The 21,007-nt window shown below is 54.8% G+C and carries 18 protein-coding genes and 2 tRNA genes; 12 read left to right on the plus strand and 8 right to left on the minus strand.

All coding sequences use genetic code 11. The features are described from left to right. Nucleotides 1-177 precede the first annotated feature (177 nt). From dgcN to IT971_RS07075, 3 genes are all read left to right on the plus strand, one after another. A complete protein-coding gene (gene dgcN / locus IT971_RS07065) occupies nucleotides 178-1,182 on the plus strand; it encodes an N-acetyltransferase DgcN (RefSeq protein WP_007091770.1) in 1,005 nt (334 codons plus the stop codon). 1 nt (nucleotide 1,183) lies between these two features. Next, the gene (gene dgcA, locus IT971_RS07070) at nucleotides 1,184-2,164 is read left to right on the plus strand and encodes an N-acetyl-D-Glu racemase DgcA (protein ID WP_063093324.1); all 981 of its coding nucleotides are present in this window, start codon (nucleotides 1,184-1,186) and stop codon (nucleotides 2,162-2,164) included. 413 nt (nucleotides 2,165-2,577) lie between these two features. Beyond that, nucleotides 2,578-3,741 carry a diguanylate cyclase gene (locus IT971_RS07075; RefSeq protein WP_063093325.1) on the plus strand — a complete coding sequence of 388 codons (1,164 nt, stop codon included), beginning with the start codon at nucleotides 2,578-2,580 and terminating at the stop codon, nucleotides 3,739-3,741. A gap of 823 nt (nucleotides 3,742-4,564) precedes the next feature. On the opposite strand, the gene IT971_RS07080 is transcribed toward IT971_RS07075, so the two are convergent. Together IT971_RS07080 and IT971_RS07085 are read right to left on the minus strand one after the other, a co-directional pair. Continuing rightward, nucleotides 4,565-5,134: a GNAT family N-acetyltransferase gene (locus tag IT971_RS07080; protein WP_007091774.1), complete on the minus strand. Its 570-nt coding sequence runs from the start codon at nucleotides 5,132-5,134 to the stop codon at nucleotides 4,565-4,567. 41 nt (nucleotides 5,135-5,175) lie between these two features. Next, on the minus strand, nucleotides 5,176-6,042 hold the full coding sequence (locus IT971_RS07085) for an N-formylglutamate amidohydrolase (RefSeq protein ID WP_037987882.1): 867 nt from the start codon (nucleotides 6,040-6,042) through the stop codon (nucleotides 5,176-5,178). Between the two features lie 206 nt (nucleotides 6,043-6,248). Here IT971_RS07085 and IT971_RS07090 point away from each other — a divergent pair. The 3 genes from IT971_RS07090 (at nucleotide 6,249) to IT971_RS07100 (ending at nucleotide 6,893) form a co-directional block, all read left to right on the plus strand. Next, nucleotides 6,249-6,325, plus strand: a tRNA-Val gene (locus tag IT971_RS07090). Between the two features lie 17 nt (nucleotides 6,326-6,342). Further along, nucleotides 6,343-6,419: transfer RNA gene (locus IT971_RS07095), tRNA-Val, on the plus strand. Between the two features lie 213 nt (nucleotides 6,420-6,632). Further along, the gene (locus IT971_RS07100) at nucleotides 6,633-6,893 is read left to right on the plus strand and encodes a SemiSWEET transporter (RefSeq protein WP_007091776.1); all 261 of its coding nucleotides are present in this window, start codon (nucleotides 6,633-6,635) and stop codon (nucleotides 6,891-6,893) included. A 23-nt stretch (nucleotides 6,894-6,916) separates the two neighbouring features. On the opposite strand, the gene IT971_RS07105 is transcribed toward IT971_RS07100, so the two are convergent. Continuing rightward, entirely contained in the window at nucleotides 6,917-7,606 is a 690-nt protein-coding gene (locus tag IT971_RS07105) for a FadR/GntR family transcriptional regulator (protein ID WP_063093326.1), read from the minus strand. A gap of 177 nt (nucleotides 7,607-7,783) precedes the next feature. Here IT971_RS07105 and IT971_RS07110 point away from each other — a divergent pair, with 177 nt between their 5' ends. The 5 genes from IT971_RS07110 (at nucleotide 7,784) to hydA (ending at nucleotide 12,801) form a co-directional block, all read left to right on the plus strand. After that, nucleotides 7,784-8,581, plus strand: a complete 798-nt coding sequence (locus IT971_RS07110; protein ID WP_063093327.1) for an ABC transporter substrate-binding protein — start codon at nucleotides 7,784-7,786, stop codon at nucleotides 8,579-8,581. Nucleotides 8,582-8,652: 71 nt separating this feature from the next. Then, on the plus strand, nucleotides 8,653-9,324 hold the full coding sequence (locus IT971_RS07115; RefSeq protein ID WP_063093328.1) for an amino acid ABC transporter permease: 672 nt from the start codon (nucleotides 8,653-8,655) through the stop codon (nucleotides 9,322-9,324). Next, complete coding sequence (locus tag IT971_RS07120; protein WP_063093329.1) at nucleotides 9,324-10,061, plus strand: amino acid ABC transporter ATP-binding protein; 738 nt, start codon at nucleotides 9,324-9,326, stop codon at nucleotides 10,059-10,061. The genes IT971_RS07115 and IT971_RS07120 overlap by 1 nt, the downstream gene beginning before the upstream one ends. A gap of 39 nt (nucleotides 10,062-10,100) precedes the next feature. After that, nucleotides 10,101-11,366 (plus strand): cysteine desulfurase-like protein, encoded by a 1,266-nt coding sequence (locus IT971_RS07125; protein WP_063093330.1) that lies wholly within the window; start codon nucleotides 10,101-10,103, stop codon nucleotides 11,364-11,366. Nucleotides 11,367-11,379: 13 nt separating this feature from the next. Continuing rightward, on the plus strand, nucleotides 11,380-12,801 hold the full coding sequence (gene hydA / locus IT971_RS07130) for a dihydropyrimidinase (RefSeq protein WP_063093432.1): 1,422 nt from the start codon (nucleotides 11,380-11,382) through the stop codon (nucleotides 12,799-12,801). A gap of 40 nt (nucleotides 12,802-12,841) precedes the next feature. Here hydA and IT971_RS07135 read toward each other — a convergent pair whose 3' ends face one another. The 4 genes from IT971_RS07135 to IT971_RS07150 all read right to left on the minus strand — a co-directional run bounded on the left by IT971_RS07135 (nucleotide 12,842) and on the right by IT971_RS07150 (nucleotide 19,106). After that, nucleotides 12,842-13,984, minus strand: coding sequence for an ABC transporter permease (locus IT971_RS07135; protein WP_063093433.1), 1,143 nt, complete (start codon nucleotides 13,982-13,984; stop codon nucleotides 12,842-12,844). Between the two features lie 5 nt (nucleotides 13,985-13,989). Then, a complete protein-coding gene (rbbA, locus tag IT971_RS07140; protein ID WP_063093331.1) occupies nucleotides 13,990-16,755 on the minus strand; it encodes a ribosome-associated ATPase/putative transporter RbbA in 2,766 nt (921 codons plus the stop codon). Beyond that, nucleotides 16,752-17,765, minus strand: coding sequence for an HlyD family secretion protein (locus tag IT971_RS07145; protein ID WP_037987877.1), 1,014 nt, complete (start codon nucleotides 17,763-17,765; stop codon nucleotides 16,752-16,754). Before IT971_RS07145 ends, rbbA begins: the two co-directional genes overlap by 4 nt. Before the next feature lie 198 nt (nucleotides 17,766-17,963). Further along, complete coding sequence (locus IT971_RS07150; protein ID WP_063093332.1) at nucleotides 17,964-19,106, minus strand: endonuclease/exonuclease/phosphatase family protein; 1,143 nt, start codon at nucleotides 19,104-19,106, stop codon at nucleotides 17,964-17,966. A 248-nt stretch (nucleotides 19,107-19,354) separates the two neighbouring features. On the opposite strand from IT971_RS07150, the gene IT971_RS07155 reads away from it, so the two are divergent. After that, nucleotides 19,355-20,524, plus strand: a complete 1,170-nt coding sequence (locus tag IT971_RS07155) for an EAL domain-containing protein (RefSeq protein WP_158526645.1) — start codon at nucleotides 19,355-19,357, stop codon at nucleotides 20,522-20,524. Between the two features lie 35 nt (nucleotides 20,525-20,559). On the opposite strand, the gene IT971_RS07160 is transcribed toward IT971_RS07155, so the two are convergent. Continuing rightward, entirely contained in the window at nucleotides 20,560-20,868 is a 309-nt protein-coding gene (locus IT971_RS07160) for a Dabb family protein (protein ID WP_065702192.1), read from the minus strand. Nucleotides 20,869-21,007: the final 139 nt, after the last annotated feature.

The raw sequence follows: 21,007 nt of genomic DNA on the forward strand, positions 1-21,007 counted from the left end.
GGACACCAGCTATGAGCGCGAACTCCTGCGTCAAAGCCCTTGACCGGGGTGGCGGCCCGCTCTGCGGTCTTTTCCTTGTATTTCACGATCATAGCTGGTGCCATTGTGGTCATGTTAGTGGGTCCAGACCCCTGAAGATTATAAGGGCAGCGGTTGGACGCTGGTCAAGGAGGTAAAATGAAAATCGAACATCCGTATCTTATGTTTCTTGGTGATGCACCCGACGAATTGGCGGCAAAAACCGCGATTGGCATCAAACAGTGGCGCCCCGAATGGTGCGTCGCACAGCTAAGCCTTCCGGGCTGTCAGGCCGATCTTGGCCTGCCGGAAATGTCGATTGCCGAAGCCAAAGCCGCCGGTGTCAAAACCATCGTTCTGGGCGTTGCCAACCGTGGCGGTATTATCGGACCGGCATGGATGGAAACCCTTCTGGCAGCGATTGATGCCGGGATGGATATCGCCAACGGTCTGCATACGCGCCTGTCGACGATTCCCGAACTGGTCCAAGCCGCCAACGCCAAAGGCGTAAAACTTTTCGACGTCCGTCACTTTGATGGCAAGCTGCCGGTCGGTAACGGTGAAAAACGTCCGGGCAAACGTGTTCTGGCGGTTGGGACTGATTGCTCGGTCGGGAAAATGTACACCGCCCTTGCGCTTGATGCGGAAATGAAAAAGCGCGGCATGAAGTCGACTTTCCGTGCCACCGGCCAGACCGGTATTTTCATCGCGGGCGAAGGCATTTCGGTTGATGCCGTGATTTCGGACTTTATTTCCGGCGCGGTTGAAACCATTGCGCCGGCCAACGAGCCGGACCATTGGGACGTTGTCGAAGGGCAGGGCAGCCTGTTCCATGCCTCGTTCGCCGGTGTATCCATGGGGCTGATCCATGGTTCGCAGCCCGATGCCATCATCGTTTGCCACGAACCGACCCGTACCCACATGCGTGGTCTGCCGGGCTATAAGTTGCCGGACCTGAAAACCACGATGGACGTCAACCTGATGCATGCGCGCCTGACCAACCCTGATTGTGTGGTTGCCGGTTTCGCCATCAACACCAAGTCGCTTGACGATGCGGCGGCCAAAAAGCTTCTGGCCGAGGTCGAAGCCGAATTTGGCCTGCCATGTGTGGACCCGGTTCGGACCGGTGTTGCATCAATCGTCGACAAATTGCAGGAGATCTGATGTGCCGCGCATAAGTGTCACATCTGAAGTCTGGCCGCTGCGCGGGGCGTTCAAAATCTCGCGCGGGGCCAAGACCGAGGCCCATGTCGTCAAGGTCGCCCTGACCGACGGTGAATATACCGGATATGGGGAATGCGTTCCCTATGCACGTTATAACGAAACCGTCGAAGGCGTCATAACCGATATCGAGGCCCAGGCTGATGCCCTTTCGCGTGGGATGACGCGAAAGGAATTGCAGGACGCGATGAAGGCCGGTGCGGCGCGCAACGCGGTTGACTGTGCCTATTGGGACCTTGAGGCAAAGCGATTTGGGCGTCGTGCCTGGGAACTTGCCGAACGCAAGGCACCCGAAGGCCTGATTACGGCTGAAACGCTTAGCCTTGATACGCCTGATGCGATGCGTGAAGCCGCGCGCAAGGCGGCGTCTGCACCGTTGCTTAAGCTTAAGCTTAACGGCGAAAACGTTCTCGAATCCGTTCGTGCGGTTCGTGAAGGTGCGCCGACATCGCGTTTGATTGTTGATGCCAACGAGGCATGGTCGATTGCGCTGCTTGAGGATATCGGTGCGGAGCTTGACGCGCTTGGTGTGGAAATGATCGAGCAACCGCTGCCCGCCGGGCAGGATGACGGTCTGATTGATCTTGATTGTCCGGTGCTGCTTTGTGCCGATGAATCGATCCATACCGTTGCCGACATCCCGCGTTTGTCGCAGCTTTACGACATGATCAATATCAAGCTTGATAAAACCGGTGGTCTGACCGGCGCGCTTGAGCTTGCCGATGCTGCCGCTAAGGTTGGCATGCAGATCATGGTTGGCTGCATGGTCGGGACCTCGCTTGCTATGGCGCCGGCGATGATCGTTGCCGCCGATGCCCGCATTGTTGATCTTGACGGTCCGCTATGGATGGCAAAAGACCGTGAAAACGGTCTGGCGTTTGACAAGGGCGTCATGGGGCTTCCTGATCGCGCCCTTTGGGGCTGATTCCCCGGGGCTAAGCCTGAAATTCTGTTGATTTTTGCCGCCATACCGGTTTTTCGGTGTGGCGGTTTCTTTTTGGTGCGGCTTATGATTTCGGGATGATGCGAGTCGCGACCATTTTGCAATTCGCGTTACGGTTTTAAGGGTGCTGTTGTTGTGAAAAACAACTTAGGGGCGCGAAAATACGTTAATTATTGTGTTGAAACAGGTGGTTGTTTTTATTTTTTCTTTCTTAATTAGCTAAAAATTAATTCAAAAACAGCGTGCCACCTCTTCTGGATAGTTGAATTGCCGGTTAAATCAGGGAACGATCATGCAGTTATTCGGGGCTGCTGTGGCTCCTTCGCATAGATGAGTTGGAGCTGACCCGCGTGCTATCCGGTCCCCGAAGAGATAGTCGACGCTTCGCAGGGCCCTTGCGATGTCGATATCGTGATTTTCTTTATACGCCCCGGCATGCAGAACTTCTGCATCTGCGGCGTAAGGAATCGGTACAGCTAACCGCGCGCTTCGCGGCCTTTTTCACCCTCGTTCTTCTGGCGCTTGTCCCGATCTGGGACGGGGCCTATGGCAATGGCTTCTGGCAATCGCAAGCCGTGATCATGCGCCTCCTTGTCATGGGGATTGCGGTTGCGGTGCTGCTTAATCGGGCGGTCAGTTCGAAATGGCGTCGCCGTGCGCCTTATCTGCCGATGCTGTTTCTTGTGATTGCCGCCGCCCTGCTGTGCGGTTTTTCGGGGCTTGATCTTGCGGCGTCGCCAAAGATGCTGACCTCGCACAGTTTCCTGCTTCTTGGCATTGTTGTCCTGATTGCCATCATGCCGCTGACACTGGCCGAGGCGGGAATAATGGTTTCTCCGATCGTTGTGTTGCTGTTCTTTGGTGCTCAGGGGCCCGTTGCAGGCGGTTATGTGCCGGTTGAAATGATTTTGCCCGTCTTGCTGCCGCTTGCGGTGATGGCGGCCATGGTTCAGCTTTATCGAACGATTGTTGCCGCGCAGGAAATTGCGATTGATCCGCTGACGGGAGTCTATACCCGTGCCTTTGGCATGGAAATGCTGCGTCTGAATTTTGAAGCCGCCTATCGTAAGCGAAGCCCGCTTACCGTGGCCTTTGTCGATCTTGATGACTTCAAGAAAATCAATGATCAGTTCGGCCATGATTACGGTGACCGCATTCTTGAAGAAGCCGGGCGCAATCTGGCGCATCGGTTCCGGAGCACGGATCTGGTGATCCGCTGGGGCGGGGAGGAATTCCTTGTTATTCTGCCTGACCTGACATTGGCACGTGCCAATGAAGTCATGCATCGCGTCATGGCGCCGGGTCTTGCCGATCTTGCCAATGGTTTGACCCAGCAGGCAAGTTACGGACTGGCCGAGCGGATCGAAGATGTCATTTCCCAGCCGCATAACCTGATCGACCTTGCCGATCAGCGCATGTATGACGCCAAAAAACGCCATGACCGCGAACAGATCGTTGCTGATGGCCTGTCGGGTCGCAAGATTTCCGGGGCTGCTGCCACCACGTCATCGGCGCGTGCGGCCGATGCCAGCAAGGTCGTCAATCAGACCGTGAATTAACCCCGCGACCTTTGCGGCCTTTTCGAAGGTCCGGCATAAGGTTCTTTTTCTTGTTCTGCTTATTCCTGGATTTTGACAGGCGCCGCTTTTTGGGGCGTCTTTTTTGCGAATCTGCCCTAATTGGTCATGTTGCGGGGCAATTTTATCCGATTGTATTTTTCGGGATCCCGCGATGCTGATGGGTGCGAGACCGCGTAAATGAGAGTTTCTGCGGGTTTGGAGCAGATTCTCATGATGGGAAACGAAAGCCGAATTTTCGACTCTGCTGATGGAATCGCAGTGTTTCCGCCGTTCCTGATTACAACTTTTGATCAGATTTGCCGATTTTTCGGAAATGAACCGTGGCGCGGAAAAATGAGGATGCTGAAAAAATGATCGCATCTGGTCGGGACTCAGTTCGAAAAAGTGTCAATTTGGTGAAATTTTGACCAAAAAAAGTGCATTAATTTTTTTGATAAAAAAATAGTCAAAAACGTGTTGCGTTCGCCCGATCTAATGGGTAATGTCTATTTGTGCGCTGCGGTAGGACGCAGTGCATTCCGGCGAGCGACTTGTCGCTCGTTTCTTGGACGTTTCCTCCCTAGACTTGGGCCGCTGTCACAGGCGGCCTTCTTTTTTGCCTGAATTCCAGGGTTTTACAGGTTTTTCCGGGGTACGGGAATTCGCGCCGCAAGTACCATTATGTCGCCTGCGCGGGATTGTGCGGTGCAACTCGCGCCATGGTTAAGGGTGAATGCCATTCCCCATCGACATCAAAAAGGAAAGGCACCGTCTGTCTGACTGGTGCCTTTGTTCGCGTGTCGCAAGGTTATGGCGATAGGGGTTATTTCTCCCGCCCTGGATCGCGTTCCGGGAAGTTGCCATCCCCGTCACCAAGGCCGCGCTGCATGATCACGCTATCGACCCAGCGGCCAAGTTTGAATCCTGCCGACTGCAATGTGCCCGCCACCCGGAAGCCCAGGCGCGCGTGCAACCCGATAGAGGCGACATTGGCGCTATCGCCGATCACGGCAACCATCTGGCGATAGCCAAGGGCCGTACAGCGTTTGATCAGTTCGGACAGAAGCGCGCGACCGGCCCCCTTGCCGACCACATCGGGCGCGATATAGATCGTGTCCTCGACCGTAAAGCGGTACGCCGGGCGCGGGCGATAGGCCCCGGCATAGGCAAAGCCTTCGACGCGGCCATCAATTTCCGCCACCAGATAGGGCAGGCCGCGTTCGCGGACATGCTGCCAGCGGGTTGTTAGTTCGGCGATTTCAGGCGCACGTTCCTCGAACGAGGCCAGGCCATGCAGGACATGGTGGCCGTAAATTTCGGTAATGCGGCCAAAATCCTCTGGCTCGGCATCGCGGATCACAAGATCCTCCAAGGGCGCGGCGCCATTTGGCATCGGTTTTCCTGATGGTGTGGAAGAAACGGGGCTGGATGTCATCAGAAGGGATTCCCGTCAAGATCGTGGAAGCACGATATCAGATGCGTCATCTGTTCGCGCAGGGTGTCAAATCCGCGATGGGGCGTGATCGTGTCTTCGTCCATGTAAAGCGAGCGTGAAAGCTCGATCTGCAGGCTGTGCACGTTGTTTTCCGGTTGCCCGTAATGGCGCGTGCAAAAACCGCCTGCATATGGATCATTGTGCGACGGGGTAAAGCCCAGATCGCGGACACGATCTTCGACAAAGCGCGTCAAAGACGGATGGCAGGAACTTCCATAGCAATCGCCCAGAACCAGATCAACGCGGTTTTTGCTGCTGTCGACAGAATCGCCGGGCATGGAATGGCAATCAATCAGGATGCAATAGCCAAACTGATCACGCGTTGCATCGATCAGCTTGCGAAGCGCACTGTGATAGGGGTGATAAAAGGTATCGATCCGGTGCATTGCCTCGGCGACCGGCAGGCGGGTTTTGTAAATTTCGATCCCGCCGCTGACGACGCGCGGGATGGATCCCAGTCCCGAGAGGGCGCGCATCGAATGAATGTCGGCGTCCGAGGGCAGGGGGCCGTCAAACATGCGCGGGTCAAGTTCCAGCGCCCCGCGATTGACATCGACAAAGGCACGCGGAAATGTCGCGCACAGCAGGGGGGCGCCCAGTTTGGGCGCACTGGCAAACAATTGATCGACAAAGGCATCCTCAGACGCGCGCAGCGCAAACGAATCAATGCGCGCAATCTCGATCAATTCCTGCGGATAATGGCGCCCGGAATGGGGCGATGCAAACACCACCGGCAGGGTTTGCCGGGATGGCAGGATGACGGTTGCCGGTCCATTGCCGGTAAGATCCGATGGCAACTGGTTCATTGTCGTTTGTTATGTCTTCCCTAAACTGGATGATGATCATAGCAACAGCGATCCATCCCGTCCCCCATAGATGAAGATTTTTTGTCAAAAATCCAATTGAGGGGTTGCACCTTTCACGGCCTTGGGCTAAATACCGCCTCGCCGTCACAAACGGTGCTGGCCAAGCCTTCTGCCTTGAAGGCCGGTCAGATGAAAGATGGGTAAGAGGGCCTATAGCTCAGTTGGTTAGAGCGTTCGCTTGACATGCGAGAGGTCACAAGTTCGAGTCTTGTTAGGCCCACCATCTTTCCCCAAATACAGGGGCCTATAGCTCAGTTGGTTAGAGCGTTCGCTTGACATGCGAGAGGTCACAAGTTCGAGTCTTGTTAGGCCCACCATTTCCTCCCCGCCGGTTTCCGAGCGGGGTTTTGTGTTTCTGGCCCCAGAAACCGTTCATTTCCCAAGGTTATCAAGGCTTCCGGCGCATCATGATCGGCCCGGATATTTCCCGCTTGAAGTCGTGTGTAATATGTGTTGAATGCATTCAAACGAGCGTTCTGTTTCGGCCTGATGCCTTGTCATTCGGCCCGATGATCTGACGGAGGCCTGCCATGATCATGTCTTTCGAAACCGCCCTTGGCCTTCTTGCCGGATCACTGACCACGATTGCCTTCCTGCCGCAGGTCATCCGCACCTGGCGCACCCGCTCGACGGCTGATATCTCACTTGTGATGTTTCTAATCCTGTGCACCGGGATCGCGCTTTGGCTGGTTTATGGCCTGGTCCGTGGCGACTGGCCCGTGATCATTGCCAACGGCTTTACCCTTGTCCTGGCCTCGACCATCCTGTTCTTCAAGCTGCGTCACGGATAGGGCGTTTTTCCCGACTGCCAAATTCAGGGTTGCAGGCCCGCGCATCTGGCAGTGTTGCGGATATGGGTTTCCATTTCGCGGCGGGCGAGGGGGCCGTCATTGTCGCGAAGAGCGGCAATGATCCGTCGATGTTCAGCGATGGATGCCTTCATGCGTTCCGGATCGGTAATCGGGATCGGCTGGCGCTGTGTTTCGGTCAACTGGTCGCGAACATTCTGATAAAGTGCGCGCAACATCGCATTGCTGCATGCTGCGACAATCGTGTCGTGGAATGATAGATCGGCCTCGACATTGGCGATCAGGTCCTGATTGGCCCAGCAATCTTCCATCTGCTTGGTGGCCTGTTCCATATGGTCAAGCTGGTTGGCGGTTAGCCTGCCGCTTGCCAGTTCGGTAATCTGGCCTTCCAGCATGATGCGGGTCTGAAATACATCAAACACGGAATAGCTGTCGGAATAGCGCCACGGCGCCATGCCCGGTTTGGTCACATTAGATGGATCTGTGACAAAGGTGCCGCGACCAGCCTCTGTCTTGATCAGTCCAAGTGTTTCAAGTGTCAGCAGGGCCTCGCGCAGGGAAGCGCGGCTGACGCCGAACTTTTGCGAAAATTCGCGCTGGGACGGAATCTTTTCCCCCGGCTTCAGTGCGCCGCTTTGGATCATTTCCTGAATTTCTCGCGCAACGGATTGCGGCAAGAACGTTTTTGTAAGCATGCCCTAGACCTTTATTGCTTATTATCCTTGGACGTGCCGCCTTTCGTTGAAGGCGGCTTTTTTGATTTTTGCATGATCCAACTTGCAAATGCCATTGAAACATGTTTGTCTGGTCTAACTGGTCTGACCAGTTAGACCAGACTATTCAGGGACGGTTTAAAAAACAAGGGAAACATCATGCAACTCCTCTCGTACCTCAAATCATCGCTCGTTGGCGGCGTTCTGGCGGTTTCGGCAATCGCGTCGGCAAATGCGGCTGATCTGACTGTTGGGGCCAATATCGGCAACGTTCCGTGGGAATTTCAGGATGCCGATGCCAAGACCGTCGGTTTTGAAGTCGATCTGGTAGCCGAGGTCGCCAAGCGTCTTGGCAAATCTGTTGAATTCGTCAACATCCCGTTCAACGGCCTGTTCCCGGCGGTACAGTCGGGCCGTATCGATATGGCGGTATCGTCGATCACCATTACCGACAAACGTCTGGAGTCGGTGACTTTTGCTCAGCCATATTACGATAGTGACCAGTCACTGACCGTTGCTGCGGCAAGCGGCATCGAAGGTATGGACGGCATGGCTGGCAAGATTGTCGGTGTCGATACCGGATCGACCGGAGACATGTGGGTCGGCAAACATGGCGCGGACTATAAACTGGCTGAAACCCGTCGCTACGAAGGCCTTTCACCGGCGATGCTTGATCTGGTAGCGGGTCGTATCGACGGCTATATCAGCGACATTCCGGCACTACTGTATTACGTCAAGGACAAGCCGAACCTTAAAGTCGTTGAGCGTATCACCACCGGTGAAAAATATTCGATCATGTTTAACAAGGACGCACCGCTTGCGACCGAGGTAAACGACATCCTGACCGAACTGAAAAAAGAAGGCTTCATCGCACAGCTGCATGAAACCTGGTTCGGTGCAAAACCCGAAGAAACCACTTCGACCGTCGCGGTCATGGATATGCCGACCCTGAAGTAACAGGGCGTTCCGTCCCGTCCGGCGGTGGGTTTCGGCCTGCCGCCGACACTCCTTATCGAAGTGGTAGTATTATGGACCTTCTATCGACATTCTTTAATGTCCCGGTGTTGCTTGCAAGCTTGCCGCAACTGATGTCTGGGTTGCTGGTGACATTGCAAATCGGCGTCACCAGTATTGTTTGCGGCCTTGTTGGCGGTCTTTTTCTTGCAGTGACGCGGCTTTATGCACCGGGGTTTGTGTGTGTAATTGTCAGGCTTTACATCGATATTTTCCGATCGATCCCGCTGCTTGTTCTGCTGATTGTTGTTTATTACGCGCTGCCGTTTGTCGGCATTCGTCTGTCGCCTTTTCTGTCTGCGGTTACGGCGCTGACTTTGGTGTCATCGGCCTACACCGCCGAAATTTTCCGCGCGGGGATCGAGGCCATTCCACATGGCCAATTCGAAGCATCGGCCGCGCTTGGTCTTTCCAATCGTCACACGATGATTGACGTGATTCTGCCCCAGGCCATCCGCATCGTGATCCCGCCACTGACCAACAATTGCATCAATGTGATGAAAGACACGGCACTGGCGTCGGTCGTTGCCATGCCCGACCTTTTGAAACAGGCGACCCAGGCGCAGGCATTGTCGGCAAACCCGACCCCCCTGATCGGGGCGGCACTGATTTATCTGATCTTGCTTTGGCCGATGGTGTGTGTCGTTGCCCGACTTGAAAAACGTTACAGCAAGGGGAAACGATAATGGCGGCCCTGATCACGATCAGTAATCTTAAAAAAGCATATGGTTCGTTCAAGGTTCTGCACGGGATTGACCTTGATATCGCACAGGGCGAAGTCGTCTGTGTCATCGGTCCGTCCGGGTCAGGGAAATCGACCCTGATCCGGTGCATCAATCATCTTGAGGCATTCGACGCCGAAAGCGAGATCACGGTGGATGGCATCCCGGTCAAGCCGGGCCGTGCATTGGCCAAGGTCCGCGCTGAAGTCGGCATGGTGTTTCAGTCCTTCAACCTGTTCCCGCATATGACGGTGCTGCGCAATGTCATGCTGGCACCGATGCGGGTGCGCCATGCCAAAACGGCTGATGCCGAAAAACATGCACGCAACCTGTTGCAGCGGGTCGGCATTTCCGAACAGGCCGATAAATATCCCGGGCAGCTTTCAGGGGGCCAGCAGCAGCGTGTCGCGATTGCCCGTGCGCTGGCGATGGAGCCAAAGGTTCTTTTGTTTGATGAACCGACATCGGCCCTTGATCCGGAAATGGTTGGCGAGGTTCTTGATGTCATGAAAAAGCTGGCCGGGACAGGGGTGACGATGGTGATTGTGACCCATGAAATGGGCTTTGCCCGCCAGGTCGCGGATCGCGTCATTTTCATGGATGGTGGCAACATCATCGAAGCCGGTCCCCCGACACAGATTTTTGATCAACCGGTCGAAACGCGCACGAAAAGCTTCCTGCACGCCGTTCTTGATCACTGAAAAACAAATAAAAAACACGGACATTCCGGAGGATAGTTTATGACAACCAACAAACAGCTCGATATGGATTTTGTGCGCAGCCAGTTTCCCGGTCTGTCAAAGGGCTGGGTGCTTTTTGACAATGCAGGGGGCTCGCAAATCCTGAAATCGGCGGTGGAACGGATCAATACATTCCTGTTTGATAAAAACGTTCAGATCGGCGGTTCTTACGAGGTGTCGCAAAAGGCGGCCGAGGCGCTGCTTGAAGCGCGCACCAGTGCGATGCATCTGGTCAATGCCAGCCGCCCCGAAGAAATCGTGTTCGGAAGCTCGACCACAGCACTATTGCAAAACCTTGCCCGGGCCATGCAAAGCCAGCTGTCGAAGGGTGATGAAATCATCGTTACGGTTGCCGATCATGAATCCAATATCGGTCCGTGGGACAGACTGCAAAGTGCCGGGATCAAGGTGAAGTTCTGGCCACTGGATCGCGAACAGTTAAGGCTTGATCTGAAAGACCTTGAGCCGCTTATGACCGACCGCACCAGACTTGTATGCGTGACCCATGTGTCCAACATTCTTGGTGAAATCAATCCGATCCGCCAGATTGCTGATTTCGTCCATGCGCGCGGGGCGCGTATTTGCGTTGATGCGGTGGCCTATGCCCCGCATCGTGCGGTTGATGTGCAGGCATTTGACGCCGATTACTATGTCTTCAGCCTCTATAAGACCTATGGGCCGCATTATGCGCTGATGTATGGCAAATACGACCATCTGCTCGAACTCGATACGCTTTATCATTACTTCTATGGCAAGGATAAGGTGCCGGGCAAACTTGAACCCGGTAATCCGAATTACGAGCTTGCCTATGCCACCTGCGGCATTGTCGATTATCTTGTGAAACTTGGTGAAATGACTGCCGAAACCGGTTCGGTGCGGCAAAAAATCGTTGCTGCCTATGACGCCATCACCTTGCAGGAAAACGCCCTTGTCGAACGGTTGCTGGGATACCTTCGCAGCCGTAATGATTGCACGATCATTGGCCGTTCGGACAACCGCGATGGCATTCGAATTCCAACCATCAGCTTCCGCTTTGATGGCATGGATGCCAGCGAGGTCTGCAAAATCATTGATGACGAAAAAATCGCCATCCGGTTTGGTGATTTCCATTCCCGTCGTCTGGCGGAATATCTTGATGTCACCGACCATGGCGGCATGGTCCGGGTTTCGATGGTTCATTACAATACGGTTGAAGAAGTTGATCGTCTGACTGCGGCCTTCGACCGGATGCTCAATGCCGGTAAATCCGCCGCTGCCGCACGATAGGGGAGCCGATCACATGCAGTTTGACCGCATCATCAAAAACGGCACAATCGTTACCGCCAGCGACATTTACCGCGGCGATATCGGGATTGTCGACGGGCGCATTGCCGCGATTGCCGCAAATCTTGATGGCAGTGACGATATTGTCGATGCCACCGGGCTTTATGTGATGCCCGGCGGGATCGACAGCCACGTCCACATTTCCCAACCATCGGGCGACGGGATCGTCATGGCCGACGATTTCGAAACCGGGACGCGGTCGGCGGCGATGGGGGGCAATACCTCTATCCTGAGTTTCTGCATGCAGGAAAAGGGTGACAGCCTTCGGGAATCATTAAAGGTCTATCATGCCAAGGCAGACGGCGAATGCCATATCGATGTCGCCTTTCACCTGATCGTCACCGATCCGACCCCGGCGGTTCTGGGGCAGGAGCTTCCGGCGCTGGTGGAGGATGGCTATACGTCGATCAAGGTTTTCATGACCTATGACGGGTTGCGTCTGCGAGATGATGAAATCCTTGATACGCTTGAAAGTGCGCGGCGGTCGGGTGCATTGGTGATGGTGCATTGTGAAAACGAGGATGCCATTCGTTTCCTGATCGGGCGGCACGAAGCCAATGGTGATCTGGCGGCGAAATTCCATGCCACGACCCGTCCGATTGCGGCTGAACGCGAAGCAACCCATCGCGCTTTATCGCTGGCCGAAATTGTCGATACGCCGATTGTCATCGTTCATGTTTCGAACCGCGAAGCCATGGAAGAAATCGAACGGGCCCGGATGCGCGGCAGCAAGGTTGTCGGGGAAACCTGCCCGCAATATCTGATGCTGACGGCCGATGATCTTGATCAGTCGGAAATGGAGGGGGCAAAGTTTGTCTGTTCCCCACCGCCGCGTGACAAGGCCAGTCAGGATGCCTGCTGGGATGGGATCGAACGCGGCGTCTTTGATCTGTTTTCATCCGATCATTGCCCATTCCGGTTTGACGATCCGGCGGGCAAGCTTAATGAAAAGGGCAGGAAAAGCTTCCGTTGGATCCCCAACGGCATCCCCGGTGTTGCCACCCGTCTGCCGATCCTGTTTTCCGAAGGTGTTCAAAAGGGGCGGATTGATCTGTGCCGCTTTGTCGCGATCACCGCGACCAATCACGCCAAGCTTTACGGCATGTATCCGCAAAAGGGCACGATTGCGATTGGTTCGGATGCGGATATCGTCCTTTGGGACCCGGAAAAGAAGGTCACCATTACCAATGATCTGCTCGCCCAGGGGGCGGATTATACCCCGTTCGAAGGGCTGGAAATTTCCGGCTGGCCGATACACACGATGGTGCGCGGCAAAACTGTTGTCAAAGACGGCAGGCTGATCGGGGAAAAGGGATATGGGGCCTATGTCGCGCGTGAACGGTCATCCCTGACCGCGTCGCAAAAAACGGTTGGCTAGGTTCGGCATCAAAGATTTCAATGAATGGCGGCAATGCGTCCTATCGCATTGCCGCGATGCTTTTGCGGAACCTGATTGCGCTGAAGGCGAAGAACAGGGCGGCGATCACGAAGACGATCAGAAATTCCTGCCAGACGACATCTATCCCGGCATCGCGATACAGGATCGCCTGTGCGAAGCTGACAAAGTGGCTGGACGGGACGAATTGCATGATGTTCTGAAGCGTTTCAGGCATGCTTTCAAGCGGCGTATTCCCGCCTGACAACATCCGCATCGGCAATACGACAAGGATGAAGAGAAGCCCGAATTGCGGCATTGATTTCGTCATGGTCGCAAGGAAAATGCCAAGGGCGGTGGCAAAAAACAGATACAGCATGGTTCCGGTAAAGAACAGCAGCTTGGAGCCGATAATCGGCACGCCCAGCATCAGTTCGACGACAAAGAACAGCGATACCGCACTGGCGATCAGGATCACAAGACCGTTGGCCCAGACCTTTGCCAGCATGATTTCAAACGGATCAAGCGGCATCACCAGCAGATGTTCAATCGTGCCATGTTCGCGTTCACGAATAAGTGCTGCTCCCGAGAGGATGATCGACAGCATTGTGATGTTGTTGATGATCTCCATCGTGCTGGTGAACCATGAACTGGTGGCGTTTTCGTTATAGGCATAACGTGTCACAAGTGTCGCCGGTGGTTCGTGATTTGCCGCGACATAGGCTGAAACCCCGCCCATGAAGGTCCGGACTTCCTGGGCGATGATATTGCTGACATAGCCTTGGCCGATCCCGGCCTGCATCATGGCGGTGGCATCGATGTTAAGCTGAATTTCCGGTTGATGACCGGCAATCAGATTCTTTTCAAAATCGGGCGGGATCACCAGAACAAAGGTGTATTCGCCGCCATCCATGGCCGCGTCAATGTCACCTTCGCTGATTTCCCCGGGTATCTTGAAAAATGGTTGCAGAAACGCATCGCCGATCTGGCGCGACAATTTGGATTTGTCCAGATCGGCAATCGCGATCGATGCGTTTTTAAGGTCATGGGAAAAACCGGTGGCGGCATTGTAAATCGCAAATGAAAACGCCCAGCAGATCAGGATCAGCAACACGACATCGCGACGGAGGCTGAAAAGCTCCTTGATGCCGAGGCGATAGATATTTTCAATCCGTTTGCCAAACATCAAATTTACGCCTCCTGCTTTTTAAGCAGCAGCATCGAAAGGGTGGTTAATACCGGGAAGAAAATCACAAGCGTTATGATTTCCGGATAAAGTTCGGCAAAGCCAAGCGCCTTGGTAAAGACCCCGACACTGATCGACATGAAATGCGATGTCGGCATGATGGTCGAAAGCACGGCGGGCGCCCCTTCAAGCGAGGATATCGGCTGCATCATTCCGGAAAACATCACTGATGGCACCATCGTCGCAATCGCGGTTCCGAACAGTGCGGCGATCTGGGTCTTGGTGAAGGACGAAATCAAAAGCCCCAAACCGGTTGTGGCAAAAACAAACAGGAAGGCCCCGACAATAAGGGTAAGCGGATTGCCCCGCATCGGGACTTCGAACCAGAACAGCGCCATCGCCACCATCAGAACGAAATTGATCAGCCCCAACCCGACATAGGGCAATTGTTTGCCAATCAGGAATTCGATCCGCGTGACCGGCGTGACATAAAGGTTGGTGATCGATCCCAGTTCCTTTTCACGCACCACGCCGACCGCCATCAGAACGGCGGGGATAAACATCAGCAGCAGCGCAATCACCGATGGCACCATGGCATAGATGCTTTTGAAATCCTGATTATAGCGATAGCGTGTCTCAATGCTTACCGGCAGAGTTTGCGCGGGCAAACCTGTGTTGCGCATGCTGCGTTCGTTCAGATATTTGCTGTGAATGCCTTCGACATAGCCATGGATGGTTTCGGCGCGAAACGGCATGGTGCCATCGATGGTTGCGGCGACTTCGGGGCTGCGTCCGGCTTCAAGGTCGCGGCCAAATCCCGGCGGAATTTCAATCGCCAGCGTGATATCGCCCGACAGCAACCGCTGTTCGAGTTCGTCATTGCTGTTTAACGGCGGCTGTTCGCTGAAATATCGCGACCCTGCAAGGTTTTCAAGATAGGTGCGACTGGTTTCCGTCCTGTCGCGGTCGAGTGCAGCATATGTCAGATTTTCAACGTCAAAGGTAATGCCAAGCCCGAAAACCGGCATCAGAATCGCCGTACCCAGCAAGGCAAACATCAACCGGATCGGATCGCGGATCAGTTCCATGGTTTCGCGCAGTGAATAGGCCCACAAACGGCGCAAACTGAAAATCGATGCCTTGGCCGGTTTCCATTTCGCAGGCGCGGTTTCATCGTCCCCGCCAATGGCCGATGCATCCGGGGCAGGGGCGTTGTCATCAATGCCGCTGGCTTCTTCCAGATGGCTGATGAAGGCTTCTTCAAGCGTTTCGCAACCGCGTTTCTGCGTGATTTCATGCGGGGTGTCGCTAATCAATACCTTGCCCGCATGCATCAGCGATATGCGATCACAGCGTTCCGCCTCGTTCATGAAATGGGTAGAGATAAAAATCGTCACCCCCTGATCGCGCGAAAGCTCGACCAGCAATTGCCAGAACGCGTCACGTGCCACCGGATCGACGCCCGATGTCGGTTCGTCCAGTATCAGGATTTCCGGGCTGTGAATGATGGCAACCGCCAGCGATAAACGTTGCCGCACACCAAGCGGCAGGCTTTCAGCCATGTCATCGTGATATTCGGTCAGGCCGAACCGCTCCGAAAGCTCGTCAATCCGCGGCTTAATCCGATCTGACGGCAGATGAAACAGCCGCGCGTGAAGCTCCAGGTTCTGATAGACGCTCAGCTCGGCATAAAGCGAAAAGGCCTGGCTCATATAGCCGACCCGTTTGCGAAGTTCGGTATCCTGCCCATCGACCGGTTTGCCGAAAAGCTCTGCCGTGCCTTCGGTCGCGGGCAAAAGCCCGGTCAGCATCTTCATGGTTGTCGTCTTGCCGCACCCGTTCGAGCCGAGAAACCCGAAAATCTCGCCTTTTTCGATGCGGAAACTGACATTATCGACGGCTGTAAAATCGCCAAACCGCATGGTCAGGCCGTCCGCGACGATGGCCGGAACATCGCCATGTGTGGTGCGCGGCGGAATGACAAGGTCCTTATGGCCCTTGCGTTCTTCTTCGGGCAGCAGCCTTACAAACGCGGTCTCAAGGTTATCGGCCCCGGTGCGCTCCAAAATCTCGTCCGCTGTGCCGCTTGCCAGCACCTTGCCGTCATTCATCGCAATCAGTTGGTCGAAACGGGCGGCTTCATCCATATAGGCGGTTGCGACCAGCACGGTCATGCCGCTTTGGGTTTTGCGGATCTGGTCGATCAGTTCCCAGAACTGTCGACGTGACAGGGGATCGACGCCGGTTGTCGGTTCGTCCAGTATCAATATTTCCGGATCATGGATCAGGGCACAACACAGGCCAAGCTTCTGCTTCATCCCGCCGGAAAGCTTGCCGGCTGCGCGCTCGGTAAAGGGTTCAAGGCCGGTCGCCTTTACCAGCTTTTCAATCCGGTCATTGCGTTCGCGCGCCGACTGGCCAAACAAACGGCCAAAGAATTCAAGGTTCTCGCGGATCGTCAGGTCCATATAAAGGTTCTTGCCCAGTCCCTGGGGCATATAGGCGATTTTGGGCAGAACGCTGTTTCGGTGGCGCGTGTCGTCCATCGGCCCGCCCAGCGTCTCGACCACGCCATCCTGCAATTTGCGCGCACCCGATATCAGGGCAAGGGCGGTGGATTTACCCACACCATCGGGCCCGATAAAGCCGATGGTCCGACCTGTGGGGATATCGAGGCTGATATCGTCAAGCGCATGAACATGGCCGTATCGGTGGCGGACATGGTCCAGCCGCGCGGCAAGATTTGCGCCATTTGCAGGAGCATTACTCATTCCTGAAGGCTCTGGTTCAGTGTCGCGTCATCGGGAACATTGGGGGTAAAGCGTTCCGGCCAGTTTTTATGATCGGCCAGCATGACATAGGCCTCGCCGGGCAGGCCGGTTTTGACCCGTTTGCTATGCTCTTCAAGCAATTCGCGCGCGATGCGGATTTTAACCCGGAACATCAGCTTGTCGCGTTCACTTCTGGTTTCGACCTCGCGCGGGGTGAATTGTGCATCATCAGCAACGAATGATACATAGGCCGGGATCACAAAATTCGGTGCGGCATCCAGAACAATGCGCGCCTCGTTGCCGACAAAGGCCAAACCGGCCTGCCGGGTCGGCAGGAAGATCGTCATGTAAACATCGGTGAGGTCCAGAACCGTTACCACCGGGTCGCCACCCGCAAGAACTTCGCCGGGTTCGGCAAGGCGATATTGCACCCGCCCGCCGCGCGGTGCCTTAAGCACGGAATCATTGATCTGCACCTGAATGCGGTCAAGTTCGGCCTGGGCGGCTTCGACATTACGTTCGCTGCTTGTCAGGCGCGATTTTGCCGCCGCAAGGGCGGCCTCGGCCACGTCGCGTTCCGATTTGCGCTGATCGACCTGTTCACGCGCGATATTGTTGTTTTTGACAAGCTCGTTGGCGCGTTCAAGCTGTCGCTGCGCGAGCGAAAGCTGGCTTTCTTTCTGAGCGATATCGGCCCTGGCTTCGAAAATGCCTTGTTGCGCACTCGCAACTTCGGCGCGGGCCTTGGCAAGGCTGGCCTGAAGTTCGGCCGTATCCATCCGCGCCAGAACCTGACCGGCTTGGACCACATCGCCCTCATCGACCAGAACCTCGTCGACCCGGCCGGCATATTTGGTTGCCACCCGGACTTCTTCGGCCTCGATCCGGCCATTGCCGCTGGCGATGAATTCGGGAAGGGTTTCCTGATTTTGCTGCCAGTAATAGTAACCGCCCCCGGCAATCGCGATGATCACGACAAGGATCGCCAAAGGCACGCGCAGTTTGCTCATTCCGCCCTCCAAGACAGGATTGCCGGGTTTGTGGCCACGGATGTGCCATCGGCATATAGGGGTTATCGCAAGCAGGTTATAGCTTTAACGCGATAAAGTCTGGAATGATCCTGACCTGAACAGCAAGGTAAATCTTTGATCTTACGCAATTTAGAAAAGTATCAGGAAGGTCGCGAAAGGTATTGTGATCCAACGCGCTTAGATATCGATATCAGCCCAGATCAGGTGATGATCCGATGCTGCCTGATGTTTCCTGATCAGGTCGGGATAGGTTTCCCAACGCGGCGGGCGTGATCCTGGCCAGATGCCCTTGCGGTAAATGCCACCCTTGGTGACGCGGTCAAACAGGGCAGGCGATAACAAAAGATAATCGATTTTATCATCATCATTGCCAAGGCCATGCGTGCCGGTCCCACGGTCGCCATTACCGGCATTGAATTCAAACTCGGTAAAGCTCGGGTGGGCCGAAACATCCCGAAGGGCCGTACCATGCAGCAACGGATCAAGTTCGGGACTGTCGGGGGTATCGTTAAGATCGCCCAGAACCACTATATTTTCGAACCCCTCGGCGATCAGACGATTGTAATAGGCGGCAACCGCCAATGATTGCGCCAGTCGCTTGGCGCGGCTTGCCGGGTCATTGCCGCCATATTTGCTTTTGAAATGGTTGGGCAGAACCATGATCTGCGCGCCCGATGGTGTGATGATTTCATATTCCGGGCAATCGCGGCTGAAAATCGGGGCACCGTCGGGTTTCAGGTCATCGACGTGGCTGCGCATTTCGCCAATCGGGTAACCTTCGTGGGTAGCAAGGCCGACATCAATGCCGCGCCCGTCATTGCCATCAATGATCATCATATGGCGATAGGGCACCGGCAAAACGCCCTTTTCGCGCATGAAATCCTGAAACGCCAACAATACCGGGCGGCTTTCGATCTCGACCAGTGCCAGAACATCTGCCCCGATATCACCGATCATGCGCCCGGTGTTAAGCATCGCGGCCTCGTCCACCGACCCCATGCGAAGCTCGCACCAGCCGACCCAGTCATCACGGCCATCGGCCTTGATATAGGGTTGTTTTGGCGGGCGCGGGCGTGAAATCAGCTGGCCACGGATTTTGCGAATGCGGGTAAAGGGGCCTTCGTCGCCGCGCAACATGCCCAGTTTTGTTATCAGCGTTAACATCTGTGCCTTGTCGGCATCGCTGTAAACCGGCTTTTCAAACAGCTTGTTTAGTTCTGCATGGGCATCCAGCACATCGCGATGGGCTTCGGGGTTTTCATCGTTAAAGACTTTTGCCCGGTCAAACAGGTTTTCGACGTTAAACGCAGCAATCCGCATGACGTGCCCCGATGCTCATGTCGCCGTGGCGTGGTGAAGGATGAAATTCTACCACAGGTATTATGCGGGCGTGGCGTCAAATATGAAGTGTCATGTTTGTGACGATATCGGGAAGGACGGGCGATTTAGTCCCCATATGGGGATGTTTTGAAATCCCGACCCGCCATAGGGTCCGGCATGTAACGGGCGATCGGTTGTGTGAAGCACTGCGGGATCGCGTTCTGCTTCATCGGGAAGGCTTTGCAAATATGAACAACGTTAACCCCTTCAAACCGACCGTCGTTTTTGTCGATGATGACGAAAATCTGCTGCGTGGCGTTGTACGGGCCCTGGGGCTGCGTTACAACGTGGTTTCCTTCTCCGATCCGGTCGAGGCTCTTTCATGGCTGCGCGATAATCATCGAAAAGTTGACGTGATTGTTTCGGATCTGGCCATGCCGGGCTTTTCCGGCATGCGGTTGTTACGCGAAATGGTCAGTATTGCGCCGAATATCCCGCGTGTCCTGCTATCGGGGCATCTTGATAATTCTGCAATGAACAAGGCCATCAACACGGCTTTTGTATCGTGCATATTATCCAAGCCCGCATCGATTGAACTGATCCGCAAATCCATCGAACAGGCGCTGAGTTCGCGGGCGATTGATCTGGCCGGGACCCTGATTACACCGGGGCTGGTCATGCGGGCGATCAAAAATAACGGTTATTCGATTGTCTTTCAGCCGCGCATCGAGACAAAGACCGGCTTGGCCTGCGGGCTTGAAGTCCTGATCCGTTTTCCGAACCTTCAGAAACGTTTCCTTCTTGAGGAAATCATTCTGGCCTGCGAAGGGCATCCGGCCATCAACCTGCTGACCACAGCGGTGATGAATGAAGTGCGCAGGCAGGCCAAGGATATCCGGTCCCGGTTCGATTTTTCGCCGACCGTCTCGATCAACTGTTCGCCCTATTCCATTCGCAATAATTGCTTTCTCGAAGAAATCCTTCATTTCCGAAGCGATATGCTGCTTCGCGATATCAAGATCGAAGTCGAAATCACCGAACATAGCGACATCGTCAAAGATCCGGCATTTCTTGCCAATGCCAAAATGCTTAAAAACCGGGGTGTTGCGATTTACATTGATGACTTCGGTTCGGGCAGCAATTCGGTGGAGCTTCTGGAAACCGGTGTTTTCGCCGGGGTCAAGATTGATCGCGAATTCATCGCAACAGCAAACGGGGATTGTCTCAAATCATCATTTGCCGCGTGGGTTGTGAAAGCTTCGCATGATCTGGGCCTGCGCGTTGTTGCCGAAGGTGTCGAAGACGCCAATGTCGCGCAAAGGATGCAGGCGCTTGGTGTTGAAGAAATGCAGGGTTTCTTTTTCGCAAGGCCGGCAGCGCTTGATAAAATACCGACCGGTGCTTTTGCCCTTTGCTGAAAGCTGTTTTACCTTTGAACGGCTAAAGCTGATTCTTACATCTCCAGATCAAACACGATCAGCCCGGAAATCTCGCCATCGGCGGCTTTGACCAGTTCGGCACCCAGCGCCTGATGTGCCGGATGCACGAGATAGGCATCGCGCGCCCTGGCATCGTCAAAATCGATGCAGAAACCATGCGTGAAACCCTGTTCGAGTTTTTCCGGGCTGACCGATACGCCGCCATCAAATCCGCGCATGCCTGCGATCTGGTTGCCAAGTTCTGCCAGTGCATCAAACAGGCTGTCAATCACGGCCTCCTCAATACCGGGTTTGAATTTGATCAGGACGATATGACGGATCATGGCGGGGCCTTTCATTTGGCGACGGAAACGCTTGATTGAACCGGTATATCGCGTTGGGTGTCAATAGAGGGGATCAGGCTATTATGCGTAATGGCATAATGGTTTATCCAAAAGTTGTGGTTGAAAAAATGTGCCATAC

It is taken from the genome of Thalassospira sp. B30-1 (assembly GCF_015767575.1).
Classification (GTDB): Bacteria; Pseudomonadota; Alphaproteobacteria; order Rhodospirillales; family Thalassospiraceae; genus Thalassospira; species Thalassospira xiamenensis.